Here is a 16,542-nt window from a genome sequence, read left to right as displayed (position 1 = left end):
AGACAGCTTGCTATTGTATGAAAGCATAATTTCAATGAGATGAAAGAATTGACCCTGATACAGCGTATTGTTTTTCTTGTCGGTGGCGCATTGATGGTTGTCGGTGCCGGAACCTATGTCTTTATGTGGCACCAGCAGGTGTTTGGTTGGATATTCCTGTTGGGCGCGTTTCTTTTCAGCACCGTCCAATTCATGCAGACCTACTCGGGAGCTTCCATGACGGTCAAGCGTCTGAAGAGAATCATGAACTTGGCTAATCTATTGTTTGTTTTGGCAGGACTGCTCATGGTCGACAACGCTTTTGGAGTGTTGCGGCCTTTGTTTTCCGATGTCACGGATTATCTGAATTATGTCTATAACAAATGGGTTCTCTTGCTCTTGATTGCCGCTTTGCTCGAACTTTATACCACGCATCGAATCTCTTCGGAGCTTGGAAAAGACCAAAAGGCTAAAAAATGAATCCAAAAAAAAATATAAAAGAGAACTTCTATCAATTAAATAGCATAAAAAAACAGACAAACGTCGATAATACATGCTACCTTTGCTAATGAATATAATCCATTTATGAATAAAATTCTATACCTGTTCTTATCTTTGATGGCTTTCACCTCGTGTGTGAACTCATATAACATTCAAGGAACATCGAATGTTTCGAATCTGGATGGAAGAAAACTGTATCTGAAAGTCTTGAAAAACAACGAATTTAAAAGCTTGGACTCTTGTGATGTAGTCCATGGACAGTTTCATTTCAGCGGCACTTACGACTCTGTAAGGATGGCCAATATCTTCATGGACGACGAGAGTGTAATGCCCATTGTGATAGAAGACGGAGATATTACGGTCAAGATCGACGATACGCAGCAAACGGTGAGCGGCACACCGCTGAACGACAAGCTCTTCAAGTTTGTCAACAAATACAACCAGTTGAAAAGTCAGGAGGCCGAATTGGTGCACAAGCACGACCAAGCCATCATGAATGGAAAGAATATGGACGTTGTCAACGTCCAGTTGAGCCACGAGGCCAACAGACTGACGGAGCAGGAAGACCAGCTGGTGACCAATTTCGTGTGTGAGAATTTCGACAATGTCCTGGGGCCAGGTGTCTTTTTCATGGTGACTATTGGCTATCAGTATCCCGAACTCACGCCATGGATCGAGGACATCATGAGCAAGGCCACGGAGAAGTTCAAGAACGACCCCTACGTAAGAGACTATTACAAGAAGGCGCAGGAGAACGAGCAGATCATGAACGGTCTGCGCGAAGTTCCCGGCAGCCAGCCCATGGCGCCTCCTCCTTCCATGCCACAGGGCGAAGCGCCCACTCCCAACCAGCTGGCACAGCCTTCTGCGCCAGCTCCCGAACAAAAATAACAAAACAAAAATACTTCCGTTCCCATGAGATTATTGATAAAAGGTGGTGTCATCGTCAATGAAGGCCGCTCTTTTCAAGGCGATCTCCTCATAGAGAATGGTCGCATAGCAGAGATTTCGAACCGAGGAACGATGCCCCGTGGTGCCTGTCAGCAAGAGATGGACATCACGGGGTGTTTCGTTCTGCCCGGTGTCATTGACGAACATGTACATTTCCGCGAGCCGGGCTTGACGGCCAAGGCCGACATCCGCTCGGAGAGCCAGGCGGCGGCCGCCGGTGGCGTTACGTCCTATTTGGAAATGCCGAACACCGTGCCGCAGACAACAACCCCGGAGGCATTGGTGGCAAAGTATCGGTTGGCCGGAGAGAAGAGCGTCGTCAACTATGGCTTTTTCCTGGGGGCCACCAATCAGAACATGGACGTCTTCGCCGCCGTGCCGCGACAGATGATTCCCGGCATCAAGCTCTTTATGGGGGCAAGCACGGGCAACATGCTGGTTGACAGGCGCGAAACGCTTGAAAAGATTTTTGCGGCTTGTCACGACTTGCGGCTTCCGTTGATGACGCATTGTGAGGATACGGCCATGGTCAACCGCAACATGCGGCAGGCCAAGGAGGTGCACGGTGAAGACCCCGACATCACGTTGCATCCGCAAATCAGGTCGGCCGAGGCTTGCCTGGCTTCGACGACTTTGGCTGTGGAGTTGGCCCGCCGCTTCGGCACCCGTTTGCATGTGGCTCACGTCACGACGGCCCGTGAACTGGAATTGGTCGGTGGTCATGTTACGTTGGAGGCTTGTGTTCCCCATTTGTTGTTCTCCGATGCGGATTATCTCACCAAGAAGGCGCTCATCAAGTGCAATCCTGCAGTCAAGACGCGGGCAGACCGCGACAGTCTGCGGCAAGGATTGACAAACGGAAAGATTCTGACCGTCGCCACCGACCATGCCCCCCATCTGTGGGAAGAGAAGCAGGGTGGGGCGGCCAAGGCGCTTTCGGGCATGCCGATGGTGCAATTCTCCTTGTTGTCCATGCTGGAACTCGTCAGTCAGGGCGTCCTTTCGTTGGAGCGTCTCGTGGCGTTGATGTCCCATCATCCGGCCGACTTGTTCAAGATTCATGAGCGCGGCTTTGTCCGTGAGGGCTATTGGGCCGACTTGGCAATCGTCCGGCCCACGAATCCTTGGATTTTGAGGAAGGACGGAATCCTCAGCAAGTGCGGATGGAGCCCGCTTGAAGGAGAGACTTTCCACTGGGAAGTTGCGCATACGCTTTGCAACGGCGTGCTGGTCTACAGCCGGGGATGGATAGAAGGTGGTCATGCCGGCAAACAGTTGGTCTTCGGATAAGCCGTCCCTGCCGTTCAGTCTGCTTCTTCAATGCGTAAAACAACTTTATGGTAGCTCGCATCATCATACCTTTACTGTTGGCGATTTTGTTGCCCCAGGTCTATATCGACCGCCACTTCCTGGTTCGACGGTTGCGTCTGCGGTGGTGGAAGCGCGTGCTGTGCTGGCTCCCCGCACTCGTCGTGACAGGCTATTGCGTCGGGATGGCCTGCATCAAGGATTTTGTGCCGCACAACAACCTGTGGATTGAATTGTTCTTCATCCTGTTGACGTGGGTTGTCCTGCCCGTATTTCTGTTTGTTGTCTGCTCGTGCGCGGGTTGGTTGTGGTGCATCATGACCCGCAGCCATCGCAATTGGGGAAACATTGTCGGCCCGTTCGTGTCGCTCGTGAGTGTCGGTTTCTTCTTTTATGGTTTCACGTTTGGCGAAGCCAAGCTGTCGGTGCGCCATGTTCATTTATATCTGGACGACTTGCCCAAGGCTTTCGACGGCTTTCGAATCACGCAGTTTTCCGACTTTCATGTGGGCACTTATCGAGGATGGCGCTATAAGATATTGAAGCGCGACATCGACAGTATCAATGCGCAATGTGCTGATATGATAGTCTTTACCGGCGATTTGCAGAACGTGAATCCCCAGGAACTGTTGCCTTTCAGGCGCGAACTGTCATCGTTGAAAGCCAAGGACGGCGTTTATTCCGTGCTGGGCAACCATGACTACAGCTTTTATCAAAAGGGGGAAAAAGAGGAGGTGAAGCATCAGAACGAGCTGTTCACACGAGAACTCCAACGTCAGTTTGGCTGGACGTTGCTCACGGACAGCAGCGCCGTTGTCCGTCGCGACAACGACAGCATTGTCATCGTCGGCACGCATCATGACGGCGAGGCTCCTTTCCCCCACAAAATCAACCTTCCTCGGGCCATGGCGGGCGTCGACCGTCGCTCGTTTGTCATCATGCTCCAGCACGACCCTTCGTCATGGGACCGCACGATACTGCCCCACACCAATGCCCGGCTCACCTTGAGCGGCCATACGCATGCCGGGCAAATCAAGATATTGGGCCTTCGCCCGACCATGCTGACCTACAAGGAGGATTACGGCTTGTTTGAAAAGGCGGGACGTTATCTTTATGTGTCGGCCGGGCTGGGCGGTGTCGTACCCATTCGCATCGGTGCCATTCCCGAAATCGTAGTATTCACCCTTCATCGCAACTCTTCCCAATGAAATTCCTTTATCGTGTCTATCAGCTTTTGGTTTGCCTGCCCGTCATCTTGCTGGCTTCGGTACTCACTTCGCTTGTGACGGTTGTCGGCAGTCTGGTCGGCAATGGCCATTTCTGGGGATATTATCCCGGCAAGTGTTGGGCTTGGCTCATCACCAAGGTGCTCCTTCTGCCCGTGAAGGTGGAGGGGCGTGAGCATTTGCAGGCCGGGCAGTCCTATGTGTTTGTGTCCAACCATCAGGGGGCGTTCGACATTTTTCTGATATACGGCTATCTGAATCGCAATTTCAAATGGATGATGAAGCGACAGTTGGGCAACATCCCCCTGATTGGCATTGCCTGCCGCGCCGCCCACCACATCTTTGTGGACAAGCGGGGGCCGAGCAAGGTGCGACAGACCTATTCCAACGCCAGCAAGATACTTCGCGAAGGCATGTCGTTGGTCGTCTTCCCCGAAGGTTCGCGGACGTTCACGGGCCACATGGGCTTTTTCCGTCGCGGTGCCTTCATGCTGGCCGACGAACTGCAGTTGCCGGTTGTGCCGCTGACCATCAACGGCTCTTTCGATGTCATGCCTCGCACGTGCGACATGCGTTGGGTGAACTGGCATCCGCTCACGCTGACAATCCATCGGCCGATTCCCCCGCAAGGAAAAGGTGTGGAGTTTGAGAAGCAAACCATGGCGCAGGCCTATCGGGCGGTGATGGATGGTCTTGTGCCGGAGTACCAGGGCTTCGTGGAGAACCCCGATCAGTGAACGGAAAGACATCGGACGAGTGGGAATGCCTGGGCAGATTGGCTTGCTCCGCTGGTCGTTTGTCCTCCAAAAACAGCGTCTTCTTGCTGGGAAAAGGGCATTTCACATTCCTCATTTCACACTTCTCATTCCTCATTTCACATTCAAAACTTGTAAAAGCAGTCTTTTGACTTTGCAAAAGCATGGCGATTGGCCGCTGAAAGCACTGCTTTCAGCGGCAGAAAGCAGGCTTGTTGCAGTGTAAAAGCAGGCTTGTTGCAATGTGGCGGCAATGTCTTTGTTGCATAAAGCCAAATCTCCCATTGGCATTTTAAATGCAAATCTTTATCCCGAATCGATCGTTGGGCGATGATCATGGTGTATTGTACATACAACCGCTTGTATTCTGCCAGCAACCGCGTAGCGGTTGGTCCTTTTAGAGGGCAGCGTTGCGAGCGCAGCGAGCTACCCTGCCAGCCCTGTGATAGAGAGATCTAGGCTGAAGGCCTTGGTCTTTTTCCCAAAAAGCGATTGTTGGGCGATAATCATGATGTATTGTACATACAACCGCTTGCACTCCGCCTGCAACCGCCTTGGCGGTTGGTCTTTTTAGAGGGCAGGGGTGCGAGCGCAGCGAGCTACCCTGCCTGGTGTGCGGCGAAAAGAAACTAGGCCGAGGGTCTTGGTCTTTTTTACGTTTGTGGTGGATGTTGTCGGGGGTAAAGGGTGAACTGTCGGAATTCCCGTTGGTTTTTGAAGCATGCGGAGGCACGAGCTGCAAGGTCGATATGATGGTCATGGTTGCCGCCGGCTGCCCCTTGATGGCGGGCGGGCAGGCTCGCATGGCGGAATCCGACGCTTTCCTGCGGGTGTTGAAGCCGGCGGCTTCACCTCTCCGTAACCCCCGGTCATGCCGCAGGATGACCGGGGGAGGTGTGACCGCCATCCATCCGTCGACCCTGGAAGGGTCGCCCACGGTCATCACGGCTGTCTTTGGGCGACCCTTCCAAGGCCGATTTCCGCTTGGTCTTTTATCTCCTGGTCACTCCGCTTTGCAGAGATGACCAGGGGTTATTGAGCGATGAAGCCTCTGGCTTCACTTCCTGATCGGTCTGTGACAGGCATTTCTTTATATCCAATGGTTCATGGGGACATGGTCATGGTGCATTGTGCCTGCAACCGCGTAGCGGTTGGTTCTTTTAGAGGGCGGGGGTGCGAGCGCAGCGAGCTACCCTGCCAGCCCTGTGATAGAGACATCTAGGCCGAAGGCCTTGGTCTTTTTGCCCAAAAGCGATTGTTGGGCGATAATCATGGTGTATTGTACATACAACCGCTTGTACTCTGCCAGCAACCGCCGTGCAGTAGTAGGCGCAATGCACCATGACGAAGTTCCACTGAACCGACGGGTTGGGCATAAACGCAAAAATCCGGCAAAAGAACAGCTTGATTGGCGTTGTCCTTTTGCCGGATGGTATATTTTAAACCGTCGTTCCCCGACCTCTTGTCGGCATTCAATCAATGGTGCCGCGGTACCATTGATACAATCGTTCTACGCCCTCCTCGATTTCCACTTTGTGTGTCCATCCGAGTGAATGCAGCTTGTCGACATCGATCAACTTGCGTGGTGTGCCGTTGGGCTTGCTGTCGTCCCAGCAGAGTTCGCCCTCGAAGCCGACCGACTTCACGACAAGTTCAGCCAGTTCCTTGATGCGCAGCTCTCTGCCCGTGCCCACATTGATGTGGCAGTTGCGAATTTCGCCAAGGCTTGGGATGGCTCCCCCACGGCCTTCGGAGTTGTTGCGGTCGACAGCCCCGTCACTCTTGGCGCCATAGAAAACGCTTGAATATTTCTCAATGCCGATGATATCCTTGAAATCCACATTCAACAACACGTGTACGGATGCGTCGGCCATATCCTCACTCCATAGGAACTCGCGCAAGGGAGAGCCGTCCCCCCAGAGCGTCACCTTGTTGTCCTCTATGCCATAGAAGGCCAGGCATTGCGCTATCCGCTCCTCCGGGTTCCGTCCATCCACGTTCCCTTCGCCAATGATGGCGCGGAGTTTGTCTGTGGGATTCACGGGACGCTTGTCCATATCCTTGCGGATGGCCTCCCAGTTGAGGTCATGAATGAGTTTGGCCAGATAGATTTTGCGCATCATCGCCGGCAGAACGTGCGAGTTCTCAAGGTGGAAATTGTCGTTGGGACCATAGAGATTGGTGGGCATGACTGCGATATAGTTCGTGCCATATTGCAGGTTGTAGCTCTCACACATCTTCAGTCCGGCTATCTTGGCGATGGCATATTCCTCGTTGGTGTACTCCAATGGCGACGTGAGAAGGGCCTCTTCCTTCATCGGTTGCGGCGCGTTTTTGGGGTAGATGCAGGTCGAACCCAAGAACAGCAGTTTCTTCACGCCGTGCAGGTAGGCCTGTTCAATGACGTTGCACTGCATCTTCATGTTCTGCATGATGAAGTCGGCTCTATACAACGAGTTTGCCATGATACCGCCGACGAAGGCCGCCGCCAATACGACAGCGTCGGGCCGCTCTTCATCAAAGAAAGCCTTGACGGCTTGTTGGTCGGTCAGGTCGAGCGCCCTGTGGCTTTTCCCCACCAGATTGTTGTAGCCGCGAGCCTTGAGGTTGTTCCAGATGGCCGAGCCTACGAGCCCGTGGTGCCCGGCAATGTATATTTTTGATTTTCTAGATAGCATGGGTTGCTTTGTTCTTAGGCAGCGGTCTTGAATGCAGTCATAGCCAGCGTGTTACTTGACGATACCTTTTTCGAGGTATTCGGCCAGGTTTGTTCGCACCTTTGCGGCTGCGCCTTCCGCTGCCACCTTAGCCATGTCGTGGTCTACCATGATCTTGACAAGCTCTTCAAAGGAAGTGGTGTTGGGATTCCAGCCAAGTTTGGCTTTGGCTTTGGCCGGATCGCCCAGAAGATTGACGACGTCGGTGGGGCGGTAGAAGTCGGGTGATACCTCGACGAGCGTCTTTCCGACAAGATTATCCGGCCCCGATACGCAGATTCCTCTTTCTTTATCTTCCTTACCTTCCCACTTCAGTTCTATACCCACGTAGTGGAAAGCGAGTTGCGCAAACTCGCGGACGGAGTGTTGGACACCTGTCGCAATCACAAAGTCGTCCGGTTTGTTGTTCTGCAATATCAGCCACATGCACTCCACGTAGTCTTTAGCATAGCCCCAGTCACGCAATGAATCCAGATTGCCCAAGTAGAGTCGCTCCTGCAATCCTTGTTTGATGCGGGCTGCAGCCAAGGTGATCTTGCGGGTGACAAAAGTTTCGCCACGACGTTCGCTCTCATGGTTGAAGAGAATGCCGTTGCAGCAGAACATGCCGTATGCGTCACGATACTCCTTCATTATCCAAAAGCCGTATTGTTTGGCCACGGCATAAGGAGAGAACGGGTGGAATGGCGTGTCCTCGTTTTGTGGAACCTCTTCCACCTTGCCATAGAGTTCGGAGGTGGAAGCCTGATAGATGCGGCAAGTGTTCGTGAGTCCGAGCTTGCGAACGGCCTCGATGATGCGCAACACGCCCACGGCGTCTACATCCGCGGTGAATTCCGGCGAATCAAAACTGACCTGCACATGGCTTTGTGCCGCAAGATTGTAGATTTCCGTCGGGCGTACTTCACCGACGACACCGACGATGCTCATGGAGTCGCCCATGTCAGCATAGTGCAAATGGAAGTGCGGCTTACCCTCAAGGTGTGCAATGCGCTCGCGATAGTCTACCGACGACCGGCGTATGATACCATGTACATCATAACCCTTCTCCAACAATAATTCCGCCAGATATGAACCATCCTGGCCCGTAATGCCCGTGATGAGGGCTATGTTCTGTTTACTCATAGTTTATTTGGGCTATTTTTCTCTCGACCTCATAGCGCGTGTATGCGGGTGAATCGATAGGGAATGGTTAGTCGCGTTGAAATAAATCTCTTGTATAAACTTTCTCTCTGACGTCATCCAAGACCGCATCATATCTGTTGGCTATGATGGCATTGCTCTGTTTCTTGAACTCTTCGAGATTGTTGATGACCTTGCTGCCGAAAAATGATGTGCCATCTTCGAGGGTCGGCTCATAGATGATTACATTTGCGCCCTTGGCCTTGATGCGTTTCATGATTCCCTGGATGGCAGACTGGCGGAAGTTGTCGGAGTTGCTCTTCATCGTCAAACGGAAAATTCCAACCGTGACTTCTTTCTCTGCAGCTTTGTCCCAAGAACTGTTGGCGGTGTAATAGCCTGCCTTATGAAGAACCTGGTCGGCAATGAAGTCCTTGCGTGTGCGGTTGCTTTCGACGATGGCAGACATCATGTTTTGAGGCACGTCGGCATAGTTGGCAAGGAGTTGCTTGGTGTCCTTCGGCAAGCAGTAGCCGCCATAACCAAATGACGGGTTGTTATAATGCGAGCCGATACGCGGGTCGAGCCCTACGCCGTTGATGATGGATTGCGTATCAAGCCCTTTTACCTCCGCGTAGGTGTCAAGTTCGTTGAAGTAGCTGACGCGAAGGGCAAGGTAGGTGTTGGCAAAGAGCTTCACGGCTTCCGCTTCTTTTATGCCCATGAAGAGGGTGGGAACATTCTCCTTGATGGCACCTTCCTGAAGCAATGCCGCAAAAGTCTTGGCCGCTTCCTTCATCTTGTCGGGGTCGGTAACTTGCAGGATAGCTTTGTTTTCCTCGTCTTTGCCCGGAATGATCTTGGGATAGCCCACGATGATTCTGCTGGGATAAAGATTGTCGTAAAGAGCCTTGCTCTCACGAAGGAACTCCGGCGAGAAAAGCAAATTGAACTTCCTTATTCCTTTGGCTGCATACTTCACGTAAAGGTTGCGTGTATATCCCACGGGGATTGTACTCTTGATGATCATGACGGCGTCGGGATTCACTTCAAGCACCAAGTCGATGACTTCTTCCACATGGGATGTGTCGAAGTAGTTCTTGCTTGGGTCATAGTTGGTTGGTGCCGCTATGACCACGAAGTCTGCATCCTTATAGGCTGTCGCCCCGTCGAGAGTAGCGGTAAGATTCAGTTCCTTTTCCACAAGGAACTTTTCAATATACTCGTCTTGAATCGTGGAAATCTTGTTGTTGAGTTTCTCTACTTTCTCGGGAATTACATCGACGGCTGTCACGTGATGGTGTTGGCTTAGGAGTGTAGCGATACTAAGTCCTACATAGCCTGTACCGGCTACTGCAACCTTAATGTCTTTAAATTCACGCATAGTAATTATGTTTTATTTCTTTTATGAGCAACCCTTTATTGGCAGCTTCTTCTACCATCTTGGGTGTGAGCTCGGATTTGCAAACACCAAAGAAAGTGTTGTCTGTGGGGTCATACCAGAAGATTCCGATTGCTGGCATCTCTTCCGCAAACGACTTCATGTCGGCCATCTGGGTGTCATGGGCGTCTTTGTCAAGTTGTGTCATATATGTTGGTTATGAAAATCACAAGTATAAGTATTTCCCCTTTTTCCTTCTTTTATTCATCCAGTTCCTGATACTTGCTGTGCTGGCTCTTGTATTCCGGAACGATGGCTTTCATTTTCTTGACAATCTGCATGTCGTCGAAGGTGAAGGAGAGGTCGTAGAGCTCTTTTTCGTTGCGGACTGCAAGGTCGTAGGGATATTCGCGGACGGCGGCCACCATGATCTTGGGATTGGTGGTGCCCTTGGTCACCTCCTTGTCGTTGAGCACTTCCTCATACAGTTTTTCGCCATCGCGCAATCCTGAAAACTTGATTTCTATATTTTGTGCTCCGGACAGTCTGATCATGCGCTTTGCCAAATCGACAATCTTGACAGGAGCCCCCATGTCGAATACGAATATTTCACCACCTTTGCCCATCGTGCCCGCTTGCAGCACCAGACGACAGGCCTCGGGAATCAGCATGAAATAGCGGATGATGTCGGGATGTGTCACCATGACGGGGCCGCCCTTCTTGATTTGTTCCTTGAAAATGGGTATCACGGAACCATTGGAACCCAGCACGTTGCCGAAGCGGGTCGTGATAAACTGGGTGGCGGGCTTGCCGGTAACTTTTGCTTCCTCTTCGAGTTTCTTGTTGAGCGACTGGCAATAGATTTCGCAAATGCGTTTGGAACAGCCCATGACGTTTGTGGGATTCACGGCCTTGTCGGTGGAAATCATCACAAACTTCTTCGTTCCATACTTGACGGCCAGGTCGGCGATGACGCGTGTGCCGTAGATGTTGTTCTGCACGGCCATCGCAGGGTTGTCTTCCATCATGGGCACGTGCTTGTAGGCTGCCGCGTGGAACACGTATTCGGGATGGTGGTGACGGAAAATCTCTTCCATCTGGTCTTTGTTCGTGATGGAGCCTACGATTGTCCAGGCCTTCAGTGAGGGATAGTTGCGCGCCATATACCGCCGCACGTCGTGCATGGGGGTTTCCGCCTGGTCTACCAGAATGAATTCTGCCGGTGAGAATTTGGCTATCTGGCGCACCATTTCCGAGCCAATGCTGCCGGCCGCGCCCGTAATGAGAATCCTCTTGTCTCGGAGCATCGAGCCGATGGCAACCAAGTCGACCTCTATTTTCTCGCGAGGAAGGAGGTCTTCGATTTCAACCTCGCGCAATTGGTGATGGGAAAGGTCGGATTTGCCATCCCATTCTTCGGCGTCCGACATCATGAATATCTTGATGTCGGCATTGATAAGTTCGTCGATGAGTGCCGTGCGCCTTGTGAAATGTTCCACGACAAAGGGCGACACGAAGATGGCCTTGGCCCGCTTCTTCTGCATGAGACTCACGAGGTTGTCGTCGTCGTAATAGATTTGAACGCCCAAGAGCCAGTTTCCGCTGAGCGACTTGTCGCTCGAAACGAAGCCACCCAGCCTGTATTTGGAGGTAGTATTTTCGCGTATGCTTTTGGCAAGAGCTATGCCGCCTTGCATGCAACCGTAAACGAATACCTTTTGAATGTCGTCGGCACCGCGGTAAAGGTCGTGCAGAGTTCTGACGAGAATGCGCAACGCCCACATCATCATGGTGGCAATGATGAAGATGAGGATGGCGCTTTCGAGACGCGGCATGATGATGTATGGTGTGAGCCCCAACCGGATTTCGACCTGATGGAGCAGGCAGACCGCGGCTCCGGCCGTGGCGGTGGAGTAGACCACACCATGCAGGTCTACAAACGATGCGTAGCGCATCACGCCACGGAACGTGTGGAAGACGAAGAAGGCCATCACATAGAGCACGAGGCTGAGCAGCAGGCCGTTCGTCACTTGCCAGAAGTCCTGGGCCAGTCCCATGCCGCCGTGTCGGAAGTAGTAGACCGTCAGGCCTGAAAAGAACACTGCGGAGCAGTCCAGGAAAAGAATGCCCCAATAGGGAAGCGCTCCTTTGGAGAAATACCAGTTGCAGACTTTCTTGACTATATTCATGTTTCCTGTGTCTTGATTATGTTATTTATGTCTTGATACTATGCCGAAATGGTGTTGGTCAGAAATTCAGTCTCCAGATGGCCGTCGCTTTCTTGGCCATACTCAACTGCCTGCTGTTGATGCTCGATTCCGTCCATTCATTATAATGTTCAGGAATGCTTTGCGTAGTTTGATAGTTGGCATGTGCATACATCGTTTTCTTGGTCTCATAGTCAGCATTGCCTAACGACTTGTTGGCAGACTTCTTCAGCAGACAAAGGTTGCCGAGCCGATTGACAAGCTGGTCGATCTTGTATTCATCAAAATTCCATTGGCAGTCGGGATTCTGAGGCAGGATATGTTCTATGGAGTTTTCGTCATCATGAATGTCAAGCATGGACGAGCGGGCAGCTTGACTTTCTATTTTGCCGAGAATATATCTGACCACCTTGGTGTTCCGTGAGGTTGCGGAAAAGCTTTTGATGGCAAAGGAATTTTCAAACTCGTTGTCGGATATATAAATCTTGTTGAGCAGGGACAAGTCTGGTTGTGAGCCCTTGCTGATAGCTAAAGCCAAATCGTTGAATACCTTCTCTATATCGTTGGGATTCTTGCTGCAAATGACGTTATATCGGAAACTGACAATGATGATACTCTTCAGTATCCTCTTGAACAAGTCGAATGGCTGCTGCTTGTAGGCAACCATCAGCAAAGAGTAGGGCTGACGGAGTCCGAAGAGATTCAGCAGTTCAATATTGCCGGTGACTTCCCTGTCATGATTCCACAATGCGTCATGAGGATCCTTCAAAGCCATGTAGATATCACTGTAGGCCATCATGTCGTCAACGAAGCGGAAAACCTGTGAGGCGTCTGATATCTGTTTCCTCACGGCCTTGAAAAGTTCGGCCGACCGTATGTTTTTATTGCGTGTATTCCAGAAATATCGGATGAAATCGGGCAACTTCTCTGATTTGACATTGTCAATCAGCTGGTTCCATTTATGTTCCAAACTGGCCAATCGAACTCCTGATCCGCCGTCATCAACAAGTGAAAAAAGATAGTTTTTCAGCAAATCGGCAGAGGACAACTGCACACCGCGCGCATTGAGCGTTTCAAAGACACGGAACGCGTTCATTTCGTCATTGACGGTGATGACCGTAAAATAAAGGTTGTTGACGATGTTGACAATCAACTCTGCGTACTCTTCATCTTTCAGTTTGAGGGCGTTTACTTTATTTTCAAACCATTCAAAGCAATTTTTGAGAAGTTTCTGAGAGGCTATGAGTCCCCGGATGCGTAGATCGCCCAATTTGACAATGTAGTCCTTATAATATGGATTGTCGTTCTTGTTCAATTCCAGGATGTTGTCATATTCCAGACTCACAGGGTCTTGCCGGCCGATATAGGTCTGCATCAAAGTGCTGTATCTGAGTTGGTTGTCCTTGGGATGAACTCCTCTTTCCCCCAAGGCCTTGATGGCTTTGATGATGGCGAGGACAATAAGGGTTATAGTCGTAAACCTCTGTTGCCCATCTATAATCTTGTATTTGCCAGGAATGGACTCGGATGACTGGAGTACCAGATAGCCCATATAGTGGTCGCTCCGGTCTTCTGTCATGGCCATGATGTCCTGCCATAAATCGTCCCACTGCTCTTCTTCCCAAGAGTAGTCCCTTTGGAAGAGTGGAACGACATATTTTCTGTTGTTTCCTATGATGTCACCAAAATTAGTGGTGGTGGTGTTTTCTATTCCTTTCATTGTGCAATGCAGGTTCGAGCATGAGTTTGTTTCTACGTCTTCGCGCCATCCACCAGCCGCAGGGCGGACGGTGGAATGTAGGTTGTGCAGGCTGCCGCAACGTTTTCGATGAGCACCACGACGCATTTGTCCTTGAACGGGCGGGCGTAGTAGCCTTGTATGCCGGCGAAGGGCCCCGACATGATTTCGACGAAATCGCCTTTCTTGATGTTCTCTTGCTTGTCGCATCCAAGGTATTTCACGAACCGGCTTTCACACACCTTGATGAAATTGTCCATCAACTTGTCGGCGATGACGACGGGGCGGCTTCGGTCTGTGGTGTCCATGCGAAACTTAAAGGGCATGCCGATGGCCTTAAGTGTCTGCTTTTCGGCCTTCAGGCACTCGTAGTTGGATTTGACAAACAGGTAGTTGGAGATGACGGGCACTTCCACCAGACGCCTTTCGCCGGCGATGACGCGCAGTGTCTGTTGCATGGGGACAAAGCATTTCAGCCCTTTCGATTCAAGGTGCTGCTTGATTTTCAGCTCTCGCCGATAGTTGGGAGAGATGAGAAACCAGTGCGTTTCTGTGCTGGAAAAAGTCATAATGCCTTTGTCTTATGGAGAAAACTGGGGTAAATCGATAATCAGTCGTGACGACTTATTCCCGATATCGCAGTGCGCCCAATGGCAATGATCGCATCTTTCGCAGCCGCAGTATGCATTGATTGATGTGTCATTTTCTAACTTGATTTCTGTGCGGGGGCACGAGTCGGCGAGAACCGATTGTGCAAGAGATTTTGTTCCTTCTATAGACCTCCCGTCCACCCTTGTGCAAAGATAGGAAAATAATCGTTAAGCAACAAGTAAAAGTGCCACAAAATTGATTATCTTTGCAGTGTCAGCCTGTTTAAAGGTTGATAGGGGGGGTAATAAGTGACTGGTAATCAATGTGTTATGTTGTTGTTGCGTGTGTGAGGGCCACCACCTCGCTTAAAAAGCATAGCTTTGAGCAGGTGAAAGCACTGCTTTGGGTGTGCAAAAGGGTAGCTTTTAGCGGCTGACGGCTATGCTTTTGAGGGCTGAAAGCACGGCATTTGAAAGATGAAGGCATGAAGATGTCGATGGAACGTGGAGCTGACGTGGCGTGACGGGAGGACGGGTGGCATGCCATCCTGTGCTTGCGAACAAAAGAGAAATACTAACTTTTAAACCAAAATAAGATGAATTGTAAATTAATCTTTTCTATGTTATTCGTAGCGGGGCTGGGCGTGTTGCAGCCTCTCGGTGCTTCGGGCCAGAGACTGTCCGCAAAAGAAGTGGTCGTCTTTGACAATGCCGACAGTCCTGTGCCCTACCGCATTCCCGCCATTGCGCAGACCCGGCGTGGAACGTTGTTGGCCGCATGCGACTATCGCATCAGCAAGATGGATGTGGGCTGGAGCAGCGATGAAGGTCTGTTTCAGGTTAATGTGGTGATGCGAACGAGCAATGACCACGGACGCACATGGTCGGATTCGGTGTGTGTGGCCCGAGGCGACGAACATGCCACCGAACGGCGCCGCATCGCCTATGGCGACCCCAGTCTGGTGGCCGACCGCACGTCGGATGAGGTGTTGCTGCATTGCGTGGCTGGCAATGTGGGTTATCAGCGGGCCACGCGCCGTGATCCGCAGCATGCCGTATTCTTCCGCAGCATGGATGGCGGCAAGACGTGGGACGACGGCACCGACCTGACGGAGATGATTCATGGACTGTATGACGGAAAACTGCCTGGAAGCGGAGAAGCCGACGGCATATTCCTGACGTCGGGGCGCATCATGCAGAGCCGCTATGTCAAGGTGGGGAAATACTATCGTCTCTACATAGCCCACCCGCTGCGGCAGAACGGGCGCGACCGCATTGGCACATACGTTCTCTATTCCGACGATTTCGGCCGCTCATGGCAGGTCTTGGGTGGTGCAGCCCAGGTGCCGTCGACGGCGCAGGACGAGTCGAAGGTGGAGGAACTGCCCAATGGCGACGTACTGCTCAGCTGTAGGGAGCTTATGGGTGGTCGCAAATATAATATATATAAATATAGGAACGCGCGCGAGGCGACTGGACAGTGGGGCCAGGAGGTCATGCCCGACAATATGACGGCACGGCAGGTGAACGCTTGCAACGGAGGCATTCTCATCCTTCGGGCCAGGAAGGCAGCTACCGGCAAGCGTGTGTGGCTGGCCTTGCAGTCGGTGCCGCTCAGTGCCAGACGCGACAGCGTGGGTTTCTTCTACAAGGAAGTACCTGTCGGGAAAAGCATGTCCGACACGCAAAACTGGAAGCACGGATGGCGGAAGGGCCTTCGTCTGACCGACCGTTCGTCGTGCTATTCCACGATGGTCAGGATGGACGACGGCCGCCTCGCCTTCCTCTATGAGCGCGACGGGCGGAACGGCGGCTACGACATCGTGTTCCAGAGCCTGTCGGTCAGTGAAGCGACAAAGGGCGCATATCGGGATTGAGGCGTGCGGGGCCTGACTGGTTGAAGCCGGCGGGCGTGCCTTGATTGAAGCTGCCTGATTTTCGGCAAGGCGCAGGCCGCAGCAGTCCCTGCTCCGTACTTCATAACATGCCCCAATGCCTTTGGCAAGATGGGGGGCAATCAAAAAGGGCTGGCTCCCAAGCACGGAGTTCAGCCCTGATTCTTTCCCA

Annotated in this window: 14 protein-coding genes; 6 read left to right on the top strand and 8 right to left on the bottom strand. The window is 51.9% G+C overall.

What is annotated here, in order from left to right; translation table 11 throughout:
* Positions 1 to 39 precede the first annotated feature (39 nt).
* From K334_RS0101310 to K334_RS0101290, 5 genes are all read left to right on the top strand, one after another.
* Positions 40 to 459, top strand: coding sequence for a hypothetical protein (locus K334_RS0101310; RefSeq protein ID WP_025882213.1), 420 nt, complete (start codon positions 40 to 42; stop codon positions 457 to 459).
* A gap of 105 nt (positions 460 to 564) precedes the next feature.
* Complete coding sequence (locus K334_RS0101305) at positions 565 to 1,371, top strand: DUF4369 domain-containing protein (RefSeq protein ID WP_021590443.1); 807 nt, start codon at positions 565 to 567, stop codon at positions 1,369 to 1,371.
* A gap of 24 nt (positions 1,372 to 1,395) precedes the next feature.
* Positions 1,396 to 2,721, top strand: a complete 1,326-nt coding sequence (locus K334_RS0101300) for a dihydroorotase (RefSeq protein WP_025882211.1) — start codon at positions 1,396 to 1,398, stop codon at positions 2,719 to 2,721.
* Positions 2,722 to 2,768: 47 nt separating this feature from the next.
* On the top strand, positions 2,769 to 3,947 hold the full coding sequence (locus tag K334_RS0101295; protein ID WP_025882209.1) for a metallophosphoesterase: 1,179 nt from the start codon (positions 2,769 to 2,771) through the stop codon (positions 3,945 to 3,947).
* Complete coding sequence (locus tag K334_RS0101290) at positions 3,944 to 4,702, top strand: lysophospholipid acyltransferase family protein (protein ID WP_025882208.1); 759 nt, start codon at positions 3,944 to 3,946, stop codon at positions 4,700 to 4,702. Before K334_RS0101295 ends, K334_RS0101290 begins: the two co-directional genes overlap by 4 nt.
* A gap of 143 nt (positions 4,703 to 4,845) precedes the next feature.
* Here the strand turns inward: K334_RS0101290 and K334_RS14675 are convergent, their stop codons facing one another.
* From K334_RS14675 to K334_RS0101245, 8 genes are all read right to left on the bottom strand, one after another.
* Positions 4,846 to 5,058: a hypothetical protein gene (locus K334_RS14675; RefSeq protein WP_154655513.1), complete on the bottom strand. Its 213-nt coding sequence runs from the start codon at positions 5,056 to 5,058 to the stop codon at positions 4,846 to 4,848.
* Between the two features lie 1,134 nt (positions 5,059 to 6,192).
* Positions 6,193 to 7,398 (bottom strand): GDP-L-fucose synthase family protein, encoded by a 1,206-nt coding sequence (locus K334_RS0101275; RefSeq protein ID WP_025881266.1) that lies wholly within the window; start codon positions 7,396 to 7,398, stop codon positions 6,193 to 6,195.
* Positions 7,399 to 7,449: 51 nt separating this feature from the next.
* Positions 7,450 to 8,562 (bottom strand): GDP-mannose 4,6-dehydratase, encoded by a 1,113-nt coding sequence (gene gmd, locus K334_RS13225; RefSeq protein ID WP_025881268.1) that lies wholly within the window; start codon positions 8,560 to 8,562, stop codon positions 7,450 to 7,452.
* Positions 8,563 to 8,629: 67 nt separating this feature from the next.
* On the bottom strand, positions 8,630 to 9,943 hold the full coding sequence (locus K334_RS0101265; protein ID WP_027444387.1) for a nucleotide sugar dehydrogenase: 1,314 nt from the start codon (positions 9,941 to 9,943) through the stop codon (positions 8,630 to 8,632).
* The gene (locus K334_RS0101260; RefSeq protein WP_025881270.1) at positions 9,936 to 10,148 is read right to left on the bottom strand and encodes a hypothetical protein; all 213 of its coding nucleotides are present in this window, start codon (positions 10,146 to 10,148) and stop codon (positions 9,936 to 9,938) included. Before K334_RS0101260 ends, K334_RS0101265 begins: the two co-directional genes overlap by 8 nt.
* 52 nt (positions 10,149 to 10,200) lie before the next feature.
* The gene (locus tag K334_RS0101255; protein ID WP_025881272.1) at positions 10,201 to 12,129 is read right to left on the bottom strand and encodes a polysaccharide biosynthesis protein; all 1,929 of its coding nucleotides are present in this window, start codon (positions 12,127 to 12,129) and stop codon (positions 10,201 to 10,203) included.
* Positions 12,130 to 12,187: 58 nt separating this feature from the next.
* Positions 12,188 to 13,867 carry a DUF262 domain-containing protein gene (locus K334_RS0101250; protein WP_027444386.1) on the bottom strand — a complete coding sequence of 560 codons (1,680 nt, stop codon included), beginning with the start codon at positions 13,865 to 13,867 and terminating at the stop codon, positions 12,188 to 12,190.
* Between the two features lie 32 nt (positions 13,868 to 13,899).
* Positions 13,900 to 14,454 carry a UpxY family transcription antiterminator gene (locus K334_RS0101245; protein WP_021590450.1) on the bottom strand — a complete coding sequence of 185 codons (555 nt, stop codon included), beginning with the start codon at positions 14,452 to 14,454 and terminating at the stop codon, positions 13,900 to 13,902.
* A 641-nt stretch (positions 14,455 to 15,095) separates the two neighbouring features.
* On the opposite strand from K334_RS0101245, the gene K334_RS13220 reads away from it, so the two are divergent.
* A complete protein-coding gene (locus K334_RS13220) occupies positions 15,096 to 16,352 on the top strand; it encodes a sialidase family protein (protein WP_036889718.1) in 1,257 nt (418 codons plus the stop codon).
* Positions 16,353 to 16,542: the final 190 nt, after the last annotated feature.

It is taken from the genome of Segatella baroniae DSM 16972 = JCM 13447 (assembly GCF_000426585.1).
Taxonomy (GTDB): Bacteria; Bacteroidota; Bacteroidia; order Bacteroidales; family Bacteroidaceae; genus Prevotella; species Prevotella baroniae.
This window is presented reverse-complemented; position numbering and strand designations above follow the sequence as displayed.